Genomic DNA, 19,528 nt, shown 5'->3' with positions numbered 1-19,528 from the left:
AAACTTAACAAAAGGTAACATTATGTCCGAATTAGAGCGTTTCGCTTTTCAAGAAAAGGGTGAAGTATACGAAGTCACAATTGACGAAGCTACAACCTCAGACGACGATAGTCCTTTTGATGAAGAGAGGGGCCTGGGAAGCGATGCGCTTAACCGGATGCAGCAAGCTCGCCTGCTCATTCGCAATTATGCTATGTATGCTGTGACGGCTTTTAAAGATTTTGGTGCGGCTGAGGTTGAAGAAGTAACACTAAAATTTTCTATCAAAATGGGTGGCAAAACTGGCATTCCCTACATTACGGAAGGTTCAGCAGAAAGCAACTTAGAAATTGAGGTAAAGTGCAAGTTTCCTAAATCTCCTGCAAACGAAAACTCTTAATCTGTTCTTAAGCCTTAATTCCAGCTAAGTAAACCCACCTAACAAAACAGAATACGCACTTTCTCTTAGTCCGCCTCGGCGGACTTCGTTTGTCTATTTCAATGTCAAAAAGTTTCAATCGCCGAGTGATGCTTTTTTAGGGAGCTTTTTCAAAAGTTCCTTTTGGTTTTTGCAGGACGTTACTTTACCAGACTGGTGTACCTTAGCGATGAAAGGTGCTTGATTCCCCCGCATAAATCGTTGCATATTTTCTAAGCCATTTACAAAAGCTTGTGCGACTACAACTCCAGAAACATCGCCGCCCACAAATGCAAAAAGCCGTACATCGCCTTGAGCCACGGCTAATAACTCCAAAGGACGACTAGCGATTTTCTTGTCTTTTGTTAATACCACCCAATTGCGCTCTCCAACTATCCTCAGCCAATCCTCATCATTGATATCTTGACTAAAATGGTCGTCGTGAATTTCTACTGTAGCCCCCACATTTCGTAGTGATTCTGCCAGTTTCTTTCCCAAACATCTGTCTATGAAAAATATCTCATTCATGCTGCTACTAGCGGAAGTTCGCAGCGAATACCTTCCTCAATTTGGAGCCGATCGCAATTGTAGTCTTCGGCAAGTTCATCGATGGAATCCCCAGCTTTGTAACGTTCCGCCAGCATAGCTGTGGGAATGCCAGTTCCAGCTAAAACTGGGCGGCCAAAGGAGATTCTGGGGTCAATCATCACTGTTTTAGGTTCGTCGGCACCTGGTAGCTTCGTGAAAGGGTAGAGTTTGAGGGGTAATCCAGCTTCATCTCGTACAATGCGATCGAAATAAGTTGCTAGAATCTGTCTTGCTTCCTGTTCCCTGTCGGATGCTGCAAGCTTCTGTCCGAATCTCTCAAACAAAAGAGCTATTCCCTCGATTTGAAACTCAATTCCACCGTATAATTGAGGAGTCGAAAGATGATCGTTGATGTAGTCGAGTTCAGTGCTAAGTTGTTTTCGGGAGAAGCCAGTAGCCTTAAAAATGGCAATCAAGACATGAGCCTCTACCAAATTTGTGAAAGAAAGTAGTGTAGTTTTGGACTGAGGAAGCAGTTCAAAATTGTTGGAGTGAGCTAACTTAATCAGTGGTTCAAAGAAGCGCTTGTCCGCTTTTGTTTTCGAGAACCAGCCACCAACCCAATCTCGCAACCTATCCTTCCGCAGCCTGAGATATTGCGCTGCTTGAGGGATAGAATATATAGGAATGTCGCGCGGATCGAAGTTGTTAGTATCAAGCATAGCAGTTGTCCTAATCCTAAATACTTATATATTTGCACAGTTCGCGGGCGATCGCAAAAATCTCTCCCTTCCATACCCCGATACCCGACTTCTTCAAGAAATCGGGTATCTAAAGCACTACGGATTACTTATTTTTCTGCTGAGTCTTAGCTTGTTCGATCGCAATTTCCTTCACAGCTTGGAACGAATTCAAATTCGACGCACCCTCAATCGCCTTCACCGCCAAATCTTGCACCTGTTTCAAAGCAGAATCAAGCTGTTTCGACAAACTAGCAATGCGAGACTCTTGATTTTGAATAGTCTGCAACATACCTTGGATTTGCAACTCATAATTTTGCCTTTGTCCTTCCAAATCTTTAGCAAACAAATCCGCCTTAACTTTAGCTTGATAATTGCCGATGTTCCGACCATTATCTTTACCATTCTTGATATTAGCTTCCAGTTCTTTCGGAAAAGCTTCCACCTTTGCTTTCACCTCAGCATAAAGTTTTTCCCGTTCCGCAATAGATTTCTCCCGTTCCGCCCACTGTTTCTCCTGTTCCTGCTTAAATTCTTCGATTTCTTTGTACAGCCTTTGCTGGCGCTGTTCATATTCTTCGATATCCAGATTGCGCTGAAGCTCCAAATCATAATCATACAACTCTTCATCCCGATCGCGAATTTTTTGCTCGCTATCATTCCGTTCTTGAACTGCTAATTCTTGCAGTTGTTGCTCTTTTTCCCAAGCTTTGCGTAATTCCAGGAGTTCCTGTTCAATAGTTTCGCGCTGTTGGGTGATTTCTTCAGTAAATGTTTTCGCACTTTCTTCGTATTCTTGAATTAAATTATCCAGCGTATCTTCTGCAACATCTTCTAAACTGTGTAACTCTTGCAGTTGTTGAACTTCCTCACCCACATTCCGCCGCAATTCCTCCAGTTTAGACGCTTCGGAGGTCAGTTTTTCAGACAATTCGCTGACCGCACCACCGAAGCCAAATTGCAGTAAAATTAAATTGTCGATCGTAGCCTGCATTTTTTGTTGAGTTTGAGTTACAACCATTGGTTTATTTACCTCGATAATCGCTTTTTCCGGAACTACAGTTTGCTTTTGCGAAACATTGACTGATTGGCTTTTATTAACCTGCTTCAGTTGCAATTCCAAAGCAGCCTTAGCTTCTGTTGCTTCTTTGTATGCTTCCAAAATTTCAGCCTTGGTACTCTTATCACTCACTTTTTTGTTCACAACTTTTCATCTCCTAATAAGTAGGCAATTTGTGCTGAGTTTAACTTCAACTACTTAGTCCGCGGAGGCGGACTTTGCTTGTGTAGTCGCGGTTTAAACCGCCGAATTTATGCTAATCTTTAAGCTTTAGTAGCAAAAGCTTTCATTGCCAAATCTTGCGCTTGCTTCATAGTAGCTTGCAGTTGCGCCGAAATTTCCGCAATTTGTTCGGCTTGTCGCCCAATATTCTGCTGCAAAGATTGCACTTTCAATTCATATCCCTGCTTAGTTCCTTCCCATTCTTTATCCACTAAATCAGCTTTGACTTTAGCTTCGCGGGAAACCTCTTGAATAGCTTCTTCCTTCGCTTTAGCATTAGCCTGTTTCAATTCTTCTTCAAATCCGGCAGCTTTAGTTTGATTCTTTTCAAACTCAGCTTGATTGTCACTCAAGACTTTTTCACGTTCTACCCAATTTTTTTCTTTTTCGCGAGTAGATTGTTGTAATTCCCGTTCTAATTTGCGTTTAGTTTCTTCATATTCGTCAGTTGCAACTGTGCGGGTGCGTTCTAATTCGTAGCGATAATCTGCTGTCTCCTGTTCGCGTTCTTTGATTATTAGCGCAGTTCTTTCTTGAACTATAATATCAAATTCTTGCTGTTCTTTTTCCCAGATTTTGCGTTTTTGGATCGTGTCTTTTTCGATGACTTCGCGCTGACTGGCTGCACTTTGCTCTAAGGCTGTGATTTTTTCCTGATGTTCTTGAGTTAAGATGTAGAGCGCGTCTGCTACAACTCGAATTCGCTGCAATTGTTGCAATTGTGCAGTTTCTATTTCAATACCACGCTTTAATTCATCTAATTTTGATGCTTCAGCACTCAGTCTTTCCGAAAGTCCGTTGATCGCGCTACCAAAATCTAATTGTAAGTCGGCTAAACCTTTGACTATACTATCAACTGTATAGGTTGAAGCAACTTCGAGGAGTTGTTTGTTTTTAGCTTTTTCAGCCTCTTGTTCTTTGGTTTCTACTTTGGATTCGATCTTTTTGTTTTCAGCTAAAATTTGCTGGAATTTTTGCAAAATCTTGGCTTTGCTTTCTTTGGCGGTTCCTAATGTCATAATATTTGTTGCTCCTGATTGCTGTAAGTTTTTTGGGGAACGGTTGTAGTTATCCTAACTTGCGGATTTGGGTAAGGATTGTTTTGTATTTCAGGACTGGATCGAGTTTTTGTTCGGGATTGTTACCTGCTAGAATTTGGAGAATTCTCTGACACCGATCGCACTGATTTACTTGCCTGCATTCACACTCATCAATTATACTCAAAAGTGTGCTTTTTAGCAATTGATTTTGCGCTAACAAGGCTTGGTAATTTTGCTGAACTGATTCGGCAACTAAAGTCATGTGTTGGAAATTTTCTGTGAGACTTTCGATATCGTTAACTGCATCTGCTCGGATTTGATCGAGCAGATCTAAGTTCTCTCTTAAAGGGTTTTCCAGCAGGTTGGATGGTTTTTTTCTCTTGGTTACTTTCTGCATTTTATCCAAGGAGTAAAAGTTATGGTAAAGGCGCGATTAAATCGCGCCTTTATAACAGGATTAGAACAAGTCAGCAGTTGATTTGTCTTCGGCTGATGGCAGGGACATCGCGCCGTTAGAATTCAAAGTGATAGCATCACTTTCGCCGCTAGCATGAGCGGCCATCAAACAGGCAACTTCCTGGGGAGGAAGATTATCCAAACAGATCATTTGCCGCGTTCCTTCCAAGTCAATCATGCGAGATTGATTGCTCATATCGGACAAAACTGCGGCGGCTTGGTCGATAATTGCCCAGTCTTTGCGTTCTATCCAAGACCATTTTAAGCTGTAGTAATTTATGGGTTTGACGACTCCACTGTCGTCTGGTTTCTGGCCGGAATGTTTGGTAAATTCGGGAATGAAAATACCTGTAGCTGGCTCGATTCCGCGAGATTGGACAGAAGCAACTAAGCGGTTAAAGTCGTTCAAACTGCGGTTTTTGATGTATGTCACCATGACTACTCCTTGGGGTAGTTCTCCGGTTTCGGCTATAAACCAGAGTTGTCCCCAAAGTGTGTGGGAAGTTTGACCTAAACTGCCGAAGAATTTGGAGAATTTGAGAATTGTCATCGAGCATTTGCTACCATAATCGGTGTCGCCGATTGTCCATTGGCCACTTTGACAGTTGTTACGAACTGCGATGGGGATTTCTGGTACTAGCAAAGCGTTGCTTGGTTTAGCGCCAAATACTGAAAATGCTGGTCTTTCTTGTATTTTAGTCATTGTCTTTCCCTTTAATTATTGTTGGCTAGTTGTTGCTTGTTAGTGGGTAAATGGATATAGCAATAAATTTTATTTGCCAATTCCCAATGCCCAATTCCCAATACCCAATTCCCAATGCCCAATTCCCAATGCCCAATTCCCAATGCCCAATTCCCAATGCCCAATTCCCAATTACCTAATGAGATGTTTTGCTTTTTGTGGTTCTGGATATGTGTATTCAAGCATCGCTTCTTGTTGAGCTTTAATAATCCGCAGTGCGGTGACTAAATGCTCTAACATTTCTAAGTGCTCTGGGGTGAAGTGGATGCTGAAGCCTTCGCCATCCCGCGCGTAACCGGGACAAACCAGTGAGGCTGAGCTTTGTTCTTCGTTGGCGGCGATGTATAGCCAGTCGTCGTCTTCTAGCTTGTAATGGGTGTCTGTCCAGGTTCTCAGCATTGTTTATCTGTTCCTCCTTGTTTGCTCAATACAGTCCTGGCGAGGGGTCAAAAACCCGGTTTCTGCGTGAATATTTGTCGGAGAATCGAGGATTTTTGGCAGAAACCGGGTTTTTTGGTCTTAGCCCTGTAAAATCGTTTTGCCCGATCGCGCTTCCGACTTTTTTGACAATCCACAGGCTGTATATAGCGTGTGTTGTCGGCGGTTTAGCCATTTTAACTCTACCTGTGTAGCTAAAGTGTTGATTAACCCGTCAACTAAACCTAGTCTAACGTATGTTGATTTTCCCGTCAAGTGTTTTGTTGAATTTTTAATCAAAACAGGCTAGAATGCTTGACAGGAGGCGAAAAACCGTGGAACAAACATTTGAACAGACATTCGGAAAACTCATCCGTCAAGCTCGTAAGGACAAGGGATACTCACAACGTGAGCTAGCAGCTATGCTAAATGTGGATTTTACTTATTTGTCGAAGTTGGAGAACGATCGCGCGGATTATGCGCCCAAAGAGGAGGTCATCCGATCGCTAGCGCGGAATCTAGACATCAATGAAGAGGAACTAATTTTCTTAGCCGGGAGACTGCCTCAGCAGTACGAAGCGCTGCTGAAGCAGAATCCGAAGGAAATGCAGGCTCTTTTCCGCCGGATGCAAGAAAATCCAGATTGGCTCAAAAAATCATTCCAATCCTAAGAGAGGGCTTTCAAAGTGAGTATTTTTAAGCCGTATTGCTTCTATCCCAAAGAATCGATCGAGGGTTTGGCAAATGACATTTTGATGCGGATGCAAAAGACACAAAATTTTGCTCCGAAATGGCCAATTGATGCGACAACTGTTGCTGATTTTCTGGATTTGGGAGTGGTTTGGGAGTTGATTGAGCCGGATGAAGAAGGTGCGATCGCGGCGAGGATTTTGCCACAGCAGCGGTTAATTGAAATCAACGAATTGATTTTGGAAAAACCCCCAGGCTTCATCGAATCGACGATCGCCCATGAAATCGGACACTGGGTGCTGCACATCAATCAGGATGAAGCTGACGGTGTTGTCAAACAGTTGGAGTTAAATCTGGAAAATGGGGGAAACACGTCGCAGGATGTGGAGGAACCGTTTGTTTGTCGGGGTGCGAGTGCTGATACTAAGGTTGCATCGATCGAATGGCAAGCGCAATATTTTGCAAGCTGTTTGTTGATGCCGCGATGTGTTTTGGAGGATAAAAGAAAGGGACGGGATTTAACTAAATGGTCGCATTTATACAAAATGAGAGATGAATTGGGAGTGAGTATTTCCAATTTGACTAATCGTTTGCAAGAGTTGGGTTGGATTTATATTCCGAAGGGAACTCGCGAGATTTATGCGGGGAAGGATGTGGCGAATGGACAGCAGCGATTGTTTGGTTGATGTTTTTTACGGTTGTTTTTGAAGGATTTAACCGCAGAGGGCGCAGAGGGCACAAATGGCGATAAAATCTTGATGGGTTACGACCAGTTCGGTCGCATCACCAGCGTTACCAATGAGAATTTACACGCAACCAAATACGCTTACGACAATCTCAGTCAGTAGGTTTTGGAGATTTTTATCAGGGAAACTGATGCGCTGGTTGACCTTTATCAGGACTTACGCAGGCACACTATATGTAGTGTGCCTGCGTAAGTCCTGTTAGACTTGGAAGAGGTGGAATTGAAGCTAGAGTTCCTGATGGACGTGGAATAAGGTTTAAAGCAGATGGTAGTTTTAGTACATTTGTAGATTAAGAGGTTCAAAATGGCTATAAGTCTAGATTCTGGTTTTGAAATTCTTTATCTGAGTGACATAAAATATAATGAAATGACTGTTGAAATACAATATAAGGGACAACAGGTTGCACAAATTAATAAAGATAAAGGTGTTGATAAAATGGAAATAGATATATACTCTGAATATGTTACTTCAGAATTTGTGTCAGAATTGAAATTCCAAGTTAGTGACTTTTTAGAAGCAATAAATATAGCTAGTAAAGCTTTAAGAGATGCTTGAAGTAATTCTCATTCCGTAAAATCTCCATCTGATGTCGTTGAACAAAGTCTACGCTTGGACTTAGATTATGATAATTATATCGCTAGAATAACACTATGGGATTCTGGTGACTCTCAACAGGAAATTATAGATGTTGTTTCTGAACAAATGGTATTTGATGAATATTTTAAAATTGGTGCGAACTTTAATTTCAGCAAAGCTTTTGAAAAATTTTTCAATATTTTGAAATTAAACCTTTGTTGAATTTGTTTGACAGACTATCAGTTAGCCATTTAAGAGAGGATTAACTGTAGTTAGATAGAATCTTTTCATAAATTTCATAATTTTCTCGATCGAAGCAGCAAAAAATTACTCTTTGAGGGCCACCACTATTTTGTATTTGTTCGGAGCATATCTTCACCGCAATCTCACCTGCTAGAGCCTTGGGGTATCTGTAAATGCCAGTGCTAATGCAAGGAAATGCCAAACTCTCGAACTCTTTATCTGTGGCGATTTGCATACACTTGCGGTAACACTCGGCCAGGAGTTCAGGTTCTCCACGATCGCCTCCCCGCCATACAGGTCCTACCGTGTGGATGATAAAGCGTGCAGGCAAGCGATATCCTTTAGTTAGCTTAGCATCCCCAATCTTGCATCCTCCAAGCAATCGGCACTCGTGAACAAGTTCTGAGCCTGCTGCTCTGTGTATTGCTCCATCTACTCCACTACCTCCAAGTAAACTGGTATTTGCAGCATTCACGACTGCATCAACTTCCAATTTTGTGATGTCGCCCAAAATAATTTTCATAAAACTAATTACCTATTACCTATTAATGCTCATATAGCGTACCTCATGTTACTGTTAACAGTTAACTGTTAACAATTATTCCGTTACATCCGTTACATAATCCGTTGCCGAACTTCCTTGTTTTTGCCAAAAATAATGAGTTCTGAGTTTCGGATTCCAAGTTTAGTAAAAAACTCAAACCTCAAAACTCAAAACTCAAAATTCTCTCAGACTAACAACTGATAGATTCAGTCGATCGCGTGACACAACTAAATGTATCCAAACGCTATCAATTACCGACCCCGGCGAGGAACCATCGTCTCGATATTGATATTAGCCAGAGGAACGCGCTGTGGCGCGGTAGCAGGCATTGGCATATTGCGAGCCATACCCAGGTAATTTGCCGGATCTCCAGCTCTGAGCTGCTTCTCTTGAGGCACAAAACGGCGTACAGAGCTCTGCCAAATGATTTGTGGGAAGCCAAGCTGCGAGCGGTGGTACTCACCGTAGCGAGGAGTCTTCAAGTTAAAGGGTGTCTCCCCTGCAACTCGCTGAGGCAAGATGCGGCGCTGCTGATAAGGCACTGTATCGTAGCCGAACTTATTCAGGTACTCATCGCTATTGAGCAAGTCGTCAATAAAGCCTTGAGGCCCTTTATTAGCTACCACGATCGACCAAGCAATCTTTTCGCGCTCGCTGTAAACATCCCGGCCCAAAATCCGCTGAACGCACATTTCGACAAAGCGGTAGTTGCTGTTAGTTTGATAATTCCGTTCCAAGAAAGGGGACGAAGTAGCCAAACCGCGAATAAAATCCCGCACTGTAATTTGGCCGAACTTGAGTTGCGACTCCAAAGACTTTTGGCGGTTGCTCTTAAGGATTTGGTGTTCGCTGTAAATCTGGCGATATCCAGCCCAAATCAAATTTTCCATGTCCCCGGACGAGAGCACATTTTCAGTTGTGAAAATTCTGGGCTGCTCGTCGCCTCCGACTTCATAGCCAGCTACGCGCTGGTTTTGGCTCTTAGGAGCGTAGTTCAACAAAGGAAGCGCCACGTTATAATCTCCGTTATCTCAAATTTTCAGAAATAGCTGACACTGCGATCGGCCAGCGTAATGCTACAACTAGCCAACATACAGATTAGGGGATTCCCGCAGTCTAAATCTGATTTTCCTGAATTTTTGCAACAATCTGTAATATTTGTTGACTTTGGGGAAGTCATTAGTCAGCAGTCAGTAGTCATTAGTGAGCAGTCAGCAGTCGGCTGAGTCTCGAAACGACGGCAAAGTAATAACCAATGACTAATGACCAATGACCAATGACTAATGACTAAATTACCAGCCCAAGGCTGAGTAAAACTCGGTGGTGACTGGCTGAGCCTCTGCTGCTGTCTTAGCTGCATCCGCATCGGGTTCCACGCGAACTTCTGTACAAAAAGTGGAAGTGCTGAAACCGCCAAAGCGCTTTACCGTACTTGTCCGCATCCGCACATTGGGACCTGCGAACCAGAAACGCTCGATCGAACTCATAGTCTCGTATTCGGTAATCAGCAGCAGCCCATCCTCATCATCCATCTCAAAACGACCAGCCACCGGCACAATTTCCGCATAGCCACGTTCCCGCAACATCAAACCTTGGCGCGGATTTTCAGGATCGGGGACGATCGCGAACACCGTAGAGCCTTTATGATTCTCATCATCCTTATCCCAGGCCATGGAGCCGTGCCAAGTCACAAAAGCGCCTCCGGCAGCCCGACTGGGGTCAATTTCGTGCATCTGACAAATCTCGGCTACTCGCGTGTCATCGGCACCAAGGGCCGTCACCTCAATATTGGAATCCCCAATTTCCGTTTGGCGGAAAGGGAGGTGGTGAGTGCTGCGCTGCGATCGCCACTTCCCTGCACTGCTGTGAAAAAACTCCATTGCATCCATCATAAATAGCTCCTTTGGCTTAGTCTTCCCGGTTTGTACGTTTTTTTATGATAAAGCTCCCCCCACTTAGATGTACTTTTGTCGCACAAATTAGTAGCAAAATGTGCACCTTGGACAGATTGTCAAGTGAATGTTATGATAGTTTACAATGTAGGAACAAAAGAAATCCAGCGAAACGTGATTTCGATATATCTGATTTCGATTTATCTCATGTAGCAAAGTGGAGGAGCGATTTATGGATATGCCTATAAGTCTGAGCATGGAACAGCAGTTCAAACTGCAAGTGTTGCGAGAACAAGTCAAAACCTTAAGTCAAAATGAAGCTCAGGAATATCTACTAGAGGTGATGCGGCAAAATATGGTCAAAGAAAACCTATTAAAGTTTTGGATGAAGAAAGGCTGATCGAGTTGGCTCAAACAGAAGTCGGGAATTTGCCGCCCGATTCCCACCAAGGCGTGTCAACAATCGCCTGAAAGCCTTGATAAATCTAGTTTTTACCTGAGTCCAGATCCCCCTCGCATCCCCCTTAATAAGGGGGACTTTGAGCGCTTCCAGTCCCGCCACGGCTATTTTGGCGATCGCCTAAACAAGCAAATTGTAGTTCTGCTACTGCCCATTCTGCCGTCATAGTTCAAATCTCGTTACGGGCTTACTTCGTCCTAGTATACCAACCGCCAAGGCTGTTGAGGCGACTGTTGTTGTATGGTAGACTACTGATAGTCTAGGGCTTCCAAAGCTTGTTTCATCTCCTCTGTTGTAGTGGTCGCGGTACCGAATTGGCGCACCACAATGCTAGCCGCCAAATTCCCCAAAACCGCTGCTTCCCAACCAGAAGCACCGACACACAAAGCTAAAGTCATCGCAGCTACGACTGTATCCCCAGCACCAGTGACATCAAACACATCCGTCTTATTAAACGGGGGAATATCCCAACGTTGAATATCCAACTCCCCCCGATCGCAAATAAATGTTGGAGGTGGTGAATTTTGGATGGTTTCTCCCTTCACTATTTCAAACAAACTCATCCCTTCTTCGCCGCGAGTAATCAGGATTTTTTGAGATTTAGTTAAATTCAACAAATCCCGTCCGGCTTGCATTAAAGTTGAATGATTATTAATAGCATATCCGACAGCTTGTTCGGCTTCTGGCAAGTTCGGCGTAAACAACATCGCTCCCGAATATCGCTGCAAATTTGTTTGAGCATCGACAATTGTTTTATCAGGAACTACCGCTGATTCGATCGCCAAATTAGTCAAAACTCCATCACCATAGTCCGAACAAACCACCGCATCTACAGTCGGTATTTGTTGCCGGATATAATCTGCTAATTGTAACTGCAAATCCAAATCCGGCAACTCATCCGATTTGCGATCGACTCTGACAATTTGTTGAGTCACCGACTGTCGCGCGTGTCCCGAAATACGAGTTTTAGTCACAGTAGGACGCTGCGCATCGATAAAAATCCCCGCCGTATCAATTCCCGCAGCCTCAAAAATACCGCACAAAGCCTTTCCTTGGTCATCTTTTCCCACCAAGCCAGCAACTTTTACTTTGCCTCCCAGTTTCGCTAAATTATAGACAGCATTTGCGCCTCCTCCCGGTACTTGTCGAGTATTTTCGTAGCGCAAAATCAACACAGGTGCTTCGCGGGAAATTCGCTCTACTTGTCCGGTAACAAACTCGTCCAAGGTCAAATCTCCGATCGCCAATACCTGTGCTCGATCGAAGCAGTCTAATCTTTGCAATAATTTCTCTGTTGAGTCGCGCAGTTGAAGCCAAAAATCGGAATAGTCATTAGTCATGAACAATACAAAATGAGACTGAGGAATTGACAATTGGGTATGGGACAAGTGGCAAATAAAAACGAGCCCCTAAAGACTAATAATATTTGCCTCCATCTTGGGATTTTTAACTTTTAATTCATCTTCTCACCAGGGTGAAAACTTATTGCAGAGCGATCGCGATCGCTTCAATCACTTACCACAAGATTGCGGATAGAAGGAAACACCTTTAGAAATTAGAGCAACCTTCAAGCTGTGAAAGTTGTCTGTAACCTTCCGAAGGAAGCGTTACTTCAACTTCTGCTTGATGATCGTAATCACCTGAGTCATTTGTTTCTTGAGTGCGTCAATTTCAGCCTGCATTTTTGCCATTTTCTCAGTCATCGCCTGAAGTTCGGCGGTGCCCGATCCAGAGGTAGGTGCAGCAGCGGCGGCGGCGGCTTCTGGTACTGGTTTCTTTTTAGCCAATACCATCGCTGATTTAATCGCCTCAGTGAGTTGCTTCTTCTCAAAGGGTTTGGCGATAAATGCAAAAAAATGCTTCTCAAAAGGTTTAGGAATTTTCTCCATCACCTCTTCTTCCCGGCCCGACATGATCACCAAGGGGATCTTGGAAAGTTCGGGATGGGCTTGAACTTTTTGATACACTTCCCAACCGCTGACTTTGGGCAGCAGGAAATCTAACATAATTAGATTGGGACGGGCTTGACGGATCAGCTTTAGTCCCTCTTCTCCGTCTTTGGCTTCTAGAACTTCAAAGTTACCTTGGGGTAACATTTCTCGGACTCGGACGCGGATGACTTTACTGTCATCGATGACTAAGATTTTTTGACCAGCCACGACTGACTCCTTCAGATACATTTAACCCGGTAAATCTAGGATTAACCTTCGATCTACTGTGTATAGCATAATCTGGTAAGCCCTAAGCTCTCCAGATAGGTAAGTGTTGATTCGCAACCTTAAGTATATCTCTAACAGAATTCTCTCCAAAATCCTTTCTAACTTGAATTTTTGCGTTCGCAGAGGTCAATGGTGATTGGGGACACCATTCCTGCAAGTTCAGAGACTTCGATTTCAGATACGATCGAAAAGCATTAACCCGAAAAGCACTTAATTTCATGGCCTCCCAAACCCCTCAAACCCCCGCAGCCAAATCAATTACCTCCCCAATGCGGGATGAAATCCAGGCGATGCCTAAGTGGTTGCGCCGCCCACTTGGCAAAGCCAGCGAACTCTCCGAAGTCCAAAAAATTATTAAGCAGCGGCAAATTCACACCATTTGCGAGGAAGGTAGATGTCCCAACCGCGCAGAATGCTATGCCCAAAAAACCGCCACCTTTTTATTAATGGGCCCGACTTGCACCCGTGCTTGTGCATTTTGTCAAGTAGATAAAGGTCATTCTCCCATGCCCCTAGACCCCGAAGAGCCACAAAAGGTAGCCGAAGCAGTCAATCTGCTGGGTTTGCGCTATGCGGTTCTAACTTCGGTAGCCCGTGACGATTTACCCGATGGAGGTGCTGGTTGGTTTGCGATGACGATCGCCCACATCCGCCAGCTCAACCCCCACACTCAAATTGAGGTACTAACACCGGATTTTTGGGGTGGTGCCACCGCGCCCACCCTCCCGGAAGCCGAAAACAGAACCCTAGAGGAATTGCAGCGATCGCGAATTAGGACAGTCCTAGAGGCTAAACCAGCTTGTTACAACCACAATATTGAGACAGTAAGGCGGTTACAAGGGCCTGTGCGTAGGGGGGCAAAGTACGATCGCTCCCTCGATGTTCTGCGCATTGTCAAAGCATTTGACCCCAGCATTCCCACCAAATCCGGTTTGATGTTGGGACACGGGGAAACCGAAACTGAAATAGTAACAGCGATGGTCGATTTGCGGGATGCCAAGTGCGATCGACTCACCCTCGGTCAATACATGAGACCCTCTCTAGAACACCTCCCTGTACAAAAATACTGGACACCCACTGAATTTGACCGTTTCGGGGAAATAGCCACAGAGATGGGTTTTCAACAAGTGCGATCGGGCCCTCTCGTCCGCAGTTCCTACCACGCCGGAGAAAACGATTGAAATTAATCTCAATCGCTATAGATTCAAAGTTACAAAAAGTAACTCTAGAGGATGGTACAAACGTGAACCCTCTCTGGTACTGTAAGACTTTATAAAGTCGGGATCAAAAACTTCCACGACTCTAAACAGACACAAAAAAACCTCAGACTACCTCGGTAGCAGATTTTGATTAAGTGTCAAGCATCACCGAACCTAATTGTCGGCGATTGTTTCAATCAGTAGGTCTTACAATATTAAGACCCAAGCAATCCCAGATGCCTTGTGCGATGGGATAATGAGCTGCATAGTTCAGCTCAGGCGGGTCAATCCGCTCGAAGTAAAAAAGAAAAGGGAGAGATTCACGCCTCCTTAGTCATGCACACCATGACTATACTTTTACAAGCTATTTGTGGTAAATACAGTCACATATTAATTAGGACTTTGACCTATGGCAGAGATAGCAAAGAATCAACTAAAATCCGACTCCGTAATGAAAACGGGTAAGCCACCTTACACCTTTCGCATGGCTTGGTTTTTGGTACTACTAGGTATCAATTTTCTAGTTGCAGCCTATTATTTCCATATCATTGAATAGTTCTGCAACCTGGATTTTAGTGACCCTGTGCTGTTCTCCGCCTGTACTTAACCATGTTTTTGGCAGGTAGAGAGCAGCAATTGCATTCTGAACGGGTAAGATGCCATTCAACTTTATATAGTAAAAATTATTTGCGCCTACTCAAGCATCCTCCCCCCAAACCTTCAGTTGCAAATAAACCAATCCCAAAGCTACAGCCATCAACAAAGTTGCCGCCGCCGCTGCGTAGCCAAAATCAAATTGTGCAAAAGCTTGATCGTAAATATAATAAACCAGCAGATTAGTAGAATTCAAAGGACCACCACCAGTAATCACATAAACTGGCTCAAAACTCCGCAGGGTAAAAATAGCAGTAGTGACAGTCGCAAATACCAAAGTCGGGCGCAAACCCGGTAAAGTAATGTACCAAAATTGTTGCCAAGCATCAGCTCCATCCAATTCCGCAGCTTCGTAACGATTGACCGGAATTGCCTGCAAACCCGCCAAAAATATTACCATATTAAAGCCTAATTGTTTCCAAATACTGAGCAAAATCAGCACCGGCATTGCCCAAACCGTGCTACTAAGCCAAGGTATCGGATTTAAACCCACCGCCCTTAAGAGGTGATTCACAGGCCCCTCAGTTTGAAACAGCCACCGCCAACCTAAGCCGACAGCCACTAAAGAGGTAATCGAAGGAATAAAATAGGCTGTGCGGAGTATCCCTCGCCAAGCAAAGGAGCGATTTAGCAAAACTGCCAAACCCAAGGGAATAACTAAACTGGGAATGACTGTAACAGTAGTAAAATAGATGGTGTTTTGGACAACTTGCCAAAAATCTGGGTTAGTGAGTAGACTCCAATAATTTTTTAACCCAATAAAACGCATACCCGATGGGGTGAAACTGCCAGTGGTAAAGCTAAGGTAGCATAAATAGGCGATCGGGTAAATCAAAAAAGTACCCAAAAACAACAAAGCTGGGGCTAAAAAAGTCCAAGCTGCGATCGACTCATTGTCCAACCAGTTAAAACGCCCAGATTTAATCGCAACCATTGGCTTGTAAAAATTATCTTTTAGTTTTAAACTGTATCACAATACAGGTGAATTTCAAAATGCAGCCTCTAGATATATTATCCAATTTACCCACTATAGAAACCGAGAGACTCCTGCTCAGAAAAATTACTTTAAACGATGCCAACGATATGTTTGAGTATGGCTCAGACCCCCTAGTATCTCAATACACCATGTGGTCAACCCATACTTCTATCGAAGACACTAAAAGTTTTCTCCGAAGTCTCACTAAAATGTATAAAAAGCGAGAACTCATTGACTGGGGAATCGTTCACAAAACAGAACAAAAATTGATCGGAACTTGCGGATATGTCGAATGGAGCATGAACCACAGTCGCGCTCAAATTGGATACGCTCTTTCTCGCAAATACTGGAATCAAGGATACATGAGTGAGGCTGTCAGTGCAATTATAGACTTCGGTTTTCGGGAAATGAGCCTGAATAAAATAGAGGCTCGTTGTGCACAAGAAAATATTGCATCAGCCCGCGTGATGGAAAAAGTCGGAATGCAATTGGAAGGAATATTGCGACAGCAGCTATTTGTCAAAGACCAATATTGGGATCTCAAAATTTATTCGATTCTCAGGGATGATTTTTTTGCCGATCGACCAGAGTAGAATTCGTTGTAGGTGGTATAATTATTTTGAATATCGGGGTGTGTTATTGATGAGCATAAAAAAATTAAATACTCCCAGATTTCTGATAGGCGCCTGTTGTCTGTTACCTTGGAGCAGATTAGTCACGAGTGCGATCGCGCAACAGCCAACTTTGCGATCGGTAATTATCTCTCAAGCAAATCCCCCAGCCAAAACTGTAGCCGAAAATTTGGTAGGACAGTGGCAACTGAAATATCTATCGCCGATTCCTTTAACAGTAATTTTAACACCAGAAGGCAAATTATTTATACTTAAGGGCTATCCTTTCCCTAATCCCACCGCCTATGAATTTAGCTACAAAATTAACTCGCTCTCGCAACCCATGCAAATCGATTTAGTTAGCAGCAGCAGTGATGAAACTTTGCGGACAATTTTTGAATTCAACAATCCCAGTCAACTGCGTGTAGAACTCATGGGTTTAAAGCCAGGAGAACCCAGACCAAATACTTTTACGGCTGGGGCAATTTTTCTAGAAAAAGTTTCTACAGTCACAGCTTTACCACGAAATACAAAAATCGAAAGATTTAATCTATTAGAACCAGAAAATCCGCGAGCAGTGTATGAAGGAGAACAATTTATTAGGTATGCTATTAGCGCACAACAAAGCTTCTACGCCGAAAATGCCAAATTTGCTACAACCCTTGAAGAACTTGCCATAGGAACGAGATTAGATACAGAAAATTATCGCTACCAAATTTTACCTGAAAGTGGTGCAACTGAAGGTATAATTATAACCCTTCAAGCTAAAAAACGTCAATTTAGAAGTTATACAGGTGCAGTTTTTTTAGTAAAAGTTAAAGACGATGCCGATAATTCTGTAACTAGCGTTGGATTTATTTGCCAAACCGATAAACCTTCTACTATACCTCCACCTAGACCTATAGTTCCGATAAATAATGACAAAGCCAGCTTTAGATGCCCAATTAATTCCTCTTTGATATCAATAACTGCGGGAGATATTTATTACGCACCACAGAATCAGGGTTTCAAGGCGATTCGATAATCGAGCTACCAACGGAAAATAGAGTGTTTCAGGCTACAAATTGAAAACTGTTCGGACTATTGTGATATAACGGTAAAAAATTTATGATAACAGCAAATATAAATTCTATAGATTGTTTAATTGTCCCTGAAATCCCTCACGCCGAAATCGAAAAAAATGCTTCTATCAGTGAACCCTTAAAACTAGGAATTCTCGCATCAGGAAGTGGCAGCAACTTTGAAGTAATTGCCCAAGCCATCCAAAAGCAACAGCTCAACGCTCAAGTCCAAGTATTAATTTACAATAACCCCGGAGCAATAGCAGCAGTTAGAGCCGAAAAATACCGCATTCCCTCAATTTTACTCAATCACCGCGACTACAAAAAACGTGCTGAATTAGACACCCAAATTGTTAAAATTTTCCAAAAATATGACGTACAATGGGTCATCATGGCTGGCTGGATGCGGATTGTCACCCAAGTTTTGCTCGATGCTTTTCCAGACAAAGTTATTAACATCCATCCCAGTTTATTACCAAGTTTTCCTGGAATCAACGCTGTCGAACAAGCACTTGCAGCCAAAGTAAAAATCACTGGATGTACAGTGCATATCGCTCATTTAGAAGTTGACAGCGGTCCAATTTTAATGCAAGCAGCAGTCCCCGTATTTCCCGATGATACCGCAGAAACTTTACACGCTCGCATTCAAGTGCAGGAACACAAAATCATGGTAGGCGCGATCGCACTTATTTCCCATCAAATTGCAGTTTAAGTAATTACTTGTTGCCCTCATTCCTAGCAAGTCTGTTAGGTCAAAATCAGATAAATTGCTCCCATAAAATATTTTAAGAAAAAAACCCATAATTATCATTATAAAAACTCATGTATCCCAAAACACAACTAATGCTAATATATTAATGGTAGCATTAGTTTGTAGCTGGCCTTAGCTTAATTGCTACTATAACGTTCATGCGGGTGTACGCTGTGTCTACTAAATTTGTCTCCACACCTATTTGGCCTAAAACATTACCCGAAACTCTATCTTTAGAATCTACTCTTAACGAGCTTTCAGTATTTAATTTTCAGGTTGAATCTTCTTATTTAGGGAAAGAAGTAGCTAGATTATTTCACACTCAACCGCTACTTCCAGGAGTTGTATTGACTGTTAAAGGCGAGTTTTTGGGAATGATATCTCGCCGACGATTTATGGAACACATGAGCCGTCCTTATGGCATAGATATATTTGCTCATCGACCCATTCTCGCTTTATATCAAATAGCTAGAACTGATATTTTAATTTTACCGGGAGTAACATTAATTGTGATGGCAGCTCAGCGAGCAGTCCAGCGGTCGCCAGAACTACTTTACGAGCCTATAGTCGTACAGTTAAACGATAAAAATTACAGACTCTTAGATGTACATCAAGTGCTGTTAGCTCTGTCCCAAATTCATCAAAAAGCTACTTGGTACATTAGCGAACTTTATTACAATTTATCGGTTGCTAAGTCCGACTTAGAAGTGGCAAATACTAAATTGGAAACAGCAAATTCCGAGTTGTATCGCCTCGCCAACTCCGACGGCCTAACTCAAGTAGCTAACCGCCGCTGCTTTAACGAATATTTAGAGCAACAATGGCAACAGTTAGAGCAAGAAGAAGCAGAATTATCTCTGATCTTGTGTGATATTGACTTTTTTAAGAAATACAACGATAATTACGGACACCAAGCTGGAGACCTGTGCTTACAACAGGTAGCCGAGAGGATTGTGGAAGCTATGAATGACTTGGCTGGTAAAGTTCCCGGAGAAACTCTAGTGGCTCGTTATGGAGGCGAAGAATTTGCCGTAATACTTCCGGGCACATCACCGAACACCGCTGCTTACATTGCCGAACAAATCAGACTAGGGATCAAAGCACTAAAAATTGAACACGCTCAATCCCCTGTCAGTTCTTTTGTCACCCTTAGCCTGGGTGTCGCCAGCACCCTTCCTCAGATGGGAACATCCAAAGAAAACTTGATTGCAGCAGCAGACCGTTGTCTCTATCAAGCTAAAGACAAGGGACGAGACAGATTTATCCTAGAGGATTACAGCTAGACCATTCTCTGATTTCCTCCC

General features: G+C 43.1%; 25 protein-coding genes. 12 read left to right on the top strand and 13 right to left on the bottom strand.

Annotated elements, in window-relative coordinates; genetic code table 11:
* Positions 1-22: 22 nt before the first annotated feature.
* Positions 23-379, top strand: a complete 357-nt coding sequence (locus tag P2A85_RS20160; RefSeq protein WP_096828303.1) for a CU044_2847 family protein — start codon at positions 23-25, stop codon at positions 377-379.
* 114 nt (positions 380-493) lie between these two features.
* Here the strand turns inward: P2A85_RS20160 and P2A85_RS20155 are convergent, their stop codons facing one another.
* From P2A85_RS20155 to P2A85_RS20125, 7 genes are all read right to left on the bottom strand, one after another.
* The gene (locus tag P2A85_RS20155) at positions 494-925 is read right to left on the bottom strand and encodes a hypothetical protein (RefSeq protein ID WP_377475076.1); all 432 of its coding nucleotides are present in this window, start codon (positions 923-925) and stop codon (positions 494-496) included.
* Positions 922-1,647 (bottom strand): DUF433 domain-containing protein, encoded by a 726-nt coding sequence (locus tag P2A85_RS20150; protein ID WP_377475074.1) that lies wholly within the window; start codon positions 1,645-1,647, stop codon positions 922-924. The genes P2A85_RS20155 and P2A85_RS20150 overlap by 4 nt, the downstream gene beginning before the upstream one ends.
* 124 nt (positions 1,648-1,771) lie before the next feature.
* The gene (locus P2A85_RS20145; protein ID WP_377475072.1) at positions 1,772-2,869 is read right to left on the bottom strand and encodes a hypothetical protein; all 1,098 of its coding nucleotides are present in this window, start codon (positions 2,867-2,869) and stop codon (positions 1,772-1,774) included.
* A gap of 119 nt (positions 2,870-2,988) precedes the next feature.
* Positions 2,989-3,966, bottom strand: coding sequence for a hypothetical protein (locus tag P2A85_RS20140; RefSeq protein WP_377475070.1), 978 nt, complete (start codon positions 3,964-3,966; stop codon positions 2,989-2,991).
* A 49-nt stretch (positions 3,967-4,015) separates the two neighbouring features.
* On the bottom strand, positions 4,016-4,384 hold the full coding sequence (locus P2A85_RS20135) for a hypothetical protein (RefSeq protein ID WP_377475068.1): 369 nt from the start codon (positions 4,382-4,384) through the stop codon (positions 4,016-4,018).
* A gap of 60 nt (positions 4,385-4,444) precedes the next feature.
* The gene (locus P2A85_RS20130) at positions 4,445-5,146 is read right to left on the bottom strand and encodes a hypothetical protein (RefSeq protein ID WP_096828309.1); all 702 of its coding nucleotides are present in this window, start codon (positions 5,144-5,146) and stop codon (positions 4,445-4,447) included.
* A gap of 171 nt (positions 5,147-5,317) precedes the next feature.
* On the bottom strand, positions 5,318-5,584 hold the full coding sequence (locus P2A85_RS20125) for a hypothetical protein (RefSeq protein WP_096829010.1): 267 nt from the start codon (positions 5,582-5,584) through the stop codon (positions 5,318-5,320).
* Positions 5,585-5,937: 353 nt separating this feature from the next.
* Here P2A85_RS20125 and P2A85_RS20120 point away from each other — a divergent pair, with 353 nt between their 5' ends.
* The 4 genes from P2A85_RS20120 to P2A85_RS20105 all read left to right on the top strand — a co-directional run bounded on the left by P2A85_RS20120 (position 5,938) and on the right by P2A85_RS20105 (position 7,593).
* Positions 5,938-6,273 carry a helix-turn-helix domain-containing protein gene (locus P2A85_RS20120; RefSeq protein ID WP_377475065.1) on the top strand — a complete coding sequence of 112 codons (336 nt, stop codon included), beginning with the start codon at positions 5,938-5,940 and terminating at the stop codon, positions 6,271-6,273.
* A gap of 15 nt (positions 6,274-6,288) precedes the next feature.
* Complete coding sequence (locus P2A85_RS20115; RefSeq protein ID WP_377475063.1) at positions 6,289-6,978, top strand: ImmA/IrrE family metallo-endopeptidase; 690 nt, start codon at positions 6,289-6,291, stop codon at positions 6,976-6,978.
* Between the two features lie 18 nt (positions 6,979-6,996).
* Positions 6,997-7,140, top strand: a complete 144-nt coding sequence (locus tag P2A85_RS20110; protein ID WP_377475061.1) for a hypothetical protein — start codon at positions 6,997-6,999, stop codon at positions 7,138-7,140.
* Between the two features lie 201 nt (positions 7,141-7,341).
* On the top strand, positions 7,342-7,593 hold the full coding sequence (locus P2A85_RS20105; RefSeq protein WP_377475059.1) for a hypothetical protein: 252 nt from the start codon (positions 7,342-7,344) through the stop codon (positions 7,591-7,593).
* Between the two features lie 283 nt (positions 7,594-7,876).
* Here the strand turns inward: P2A85_RS20105 and P2A85_RS20100 are convergent, their stop codons facing one another.
* From P2A85_RS20100 to P2A85_RS20090, 3 genes are all read right to left on the bottom strand, one after another.
* Positions 7,877-8,380 carry an O-acetyl-ADP-ribose deacetylase gene (locus P2A85_RS20100; RefSeq protein WP_377475057.1) on the bottom strand — a complete coding sequence of 168 codons (504 nt, stop codon included), beginning with the start codon at positions 8,378-8,380 and terminating at the stop codon, positions 7,877-7,879.
* Positions 8,381-8,652: 272 nt separating this feature from the next.
* Positions 8,653-9,414, bottom strand: a complete 762-nt coding sequence (locus P2A85_RS20095; protein WP_371121985.1) for a phycobilisome rod-core linker polypeptide — start codon at positions 9,412-9,414, stop codon at positions 8,653-8,655.
* Positions 9,415-9,693: 279 nt separating this feature from the next.
* Positions 9,694-10,290, bottom strand: a complete 597-nt coding sequence (locus P2A85_RS20090) for a phycobiliprotein lyase (protein ID WP_377481603.1) — start codon at positions 10,288-10,290, stop codon at positions 9,694-9,696.
* A gap of 235 nt (positions 10,291-10,525) precedes the next feature.
* Here P2A85_RS20090 and P2A85_RS20085 point away from each other — a divergent pair, with 235 nt between their 5' ends.
* Positions 10,526-10,693, top strand: coding sequence for an NblA/ycf18 family protein (locus tag P2A85_RS20085; protein WP_340525620.1), 168 nt, complete (start codon positions 10,526-10,528; stop codon positions 10,691-10,693).
* A gap of 308 nt (positions 10,694-11,001) precedes the next feature.
* Here the strand turns inward: P2A85_RS20085 and P2A85_RS20080 are convergent, their stop codons facing one another.
* Both P2A85_RS20080 and P2A85_RS20075 read right to left on the bottom strand, forming a co-directional pair.
* Positions 11,002-12,093, bottom strand: a complete 1,092-nt coding sequence (locus P2A85_RS20080; protein ID WP_377475054.1) for a bifunctional heptose 7-phosphate kinase/heptose 1-phosphate adenyltransferase — start codon at positions 12,091-12,093, stop codon at positions 11,002-11,004.
* A gap of 267 nt (positions 12,094-12,360) precedes the next feature.
* Positions 12,361-12,912, bottom strand: coding sequence for a response regulator (locus P2A85_RS20075; protein ID WP_340519616.1), 552 nt, complete (start codon positions 12,910-12,912; stop codon positions 12,361-12,363).
* Positions 12,913-13,190: 278 nt separating this feature from the next.
* Between P2A85_RS20075 and lipA the strand changes: the two genes are divergently transcribed.
* On the top strand, positions 13,191-14,153 hold the full coding sequence (gene lipA, locus P2A85_RS20070; RefSeq protein ID WP_377475051.1) for a lipoyl synthase: 963 nt from the start codon (positions 13,191-13,193) through the stop codon (positions 14,151-14,153).
* Between the two features lie 427 nt (positions 14,154-14,580).
* Positions 14,581-14,727, top strand: coding sequence for a photosystem I protein PsaX (locus P2A85_RS20065; RefSeq protein ID WP_340519612.1), 147 nt, complete (start codon positions 14,581-14,583; stop codon positions 14,725-14,727).
* Positions 14,728-14,868: 141 nt separating this feature from the next.
* Here P2A85_RS20065 and P2A85_RS20060 read toward each other — a convergent pair whose 3' ends face one another.
* Positions 14,869-15,759, bottom strand: coding sequence for a carbohydrate ABC transporter permease (locus P2A85_RS20060; protein ID WP_377475049.1), 891 nt, complete (start codon positions 15,757-15,759; stop codon positions 14,869-14,871).
* A 59-nt stretch (positions 15,760-15,818) separates the two neighbouring features.
* Between P2A85_RS20060 and P2A85_RS20055 the strand changes: the two genes are divergently transcribed.
* From P2A85_RS20055 to P2A85_RS20040, 4 genes are all read left to right on the top strand, one after another.
* Positions 15,819-16,394, top strand: coding sequence for a GNAT family N-acetyltransferase (locus P2A85_RS20055; protein ID WP_340519607.1), 576 nt, complete (start codon positions 15,819-15,821; stop codon positions 16,392-16,394).
* 49 nt (positions 16,395-16,443) lie between these two features.
* The gene (locus P2A85_RS20050) at positions 16,444-17,436 is read left to right on the top strand and encodes a type IV pilin-like G/H family protein (protein ID WP_377475046.1); all 993 of its coding nucleotides are present in this window, start codon (positions 16,444-16,446) and stop codon (positions 17,434-17,436) included.
* Between the two features lie 83 nt (positions 17,437-17,519).
* Positions 17,520-18,185, top strand: coding sequence for a phosphoribosylglycinamide formyltransferase (gene purN / locus P2A85_RS20045; RefSeq protein ID WP_377475044.1), 666 nt, complete (start codon positions 17,520-17,522; stop codon positions 18,183-18,185).
* A gap of 212 nt (positions 18,186-18,397) precedes the next feature.
* A complete protein-coding gene (locus tag P2A85_RS20040; RefSeq protein WP_377475042.1) occupies positions 18,398-19,507 on the top strand; it encodes a GGDEF domain-containing protein in 1,110 nt (369 codons plus the stop codon).
* Positions 19,508-19,528: the final 21 nt, after the last annotated feature.

Source organism: Microcoleus anatoxicus, from assembly GCF_042465725.1.
GTDB classification, from domain to species: domain Bacteria; phylum Cyanobacteriota; class Cyanobacteriia; order Cyanobacteriales; family Microcoleaceae; genus Microcoleus; species Microcoleus anatoxicus.
The sequence above is the reverse complement of the archived record's forward strand: the minus strand, read 5'-3'. Positions and strand labels throughout refer to the sequence as shown.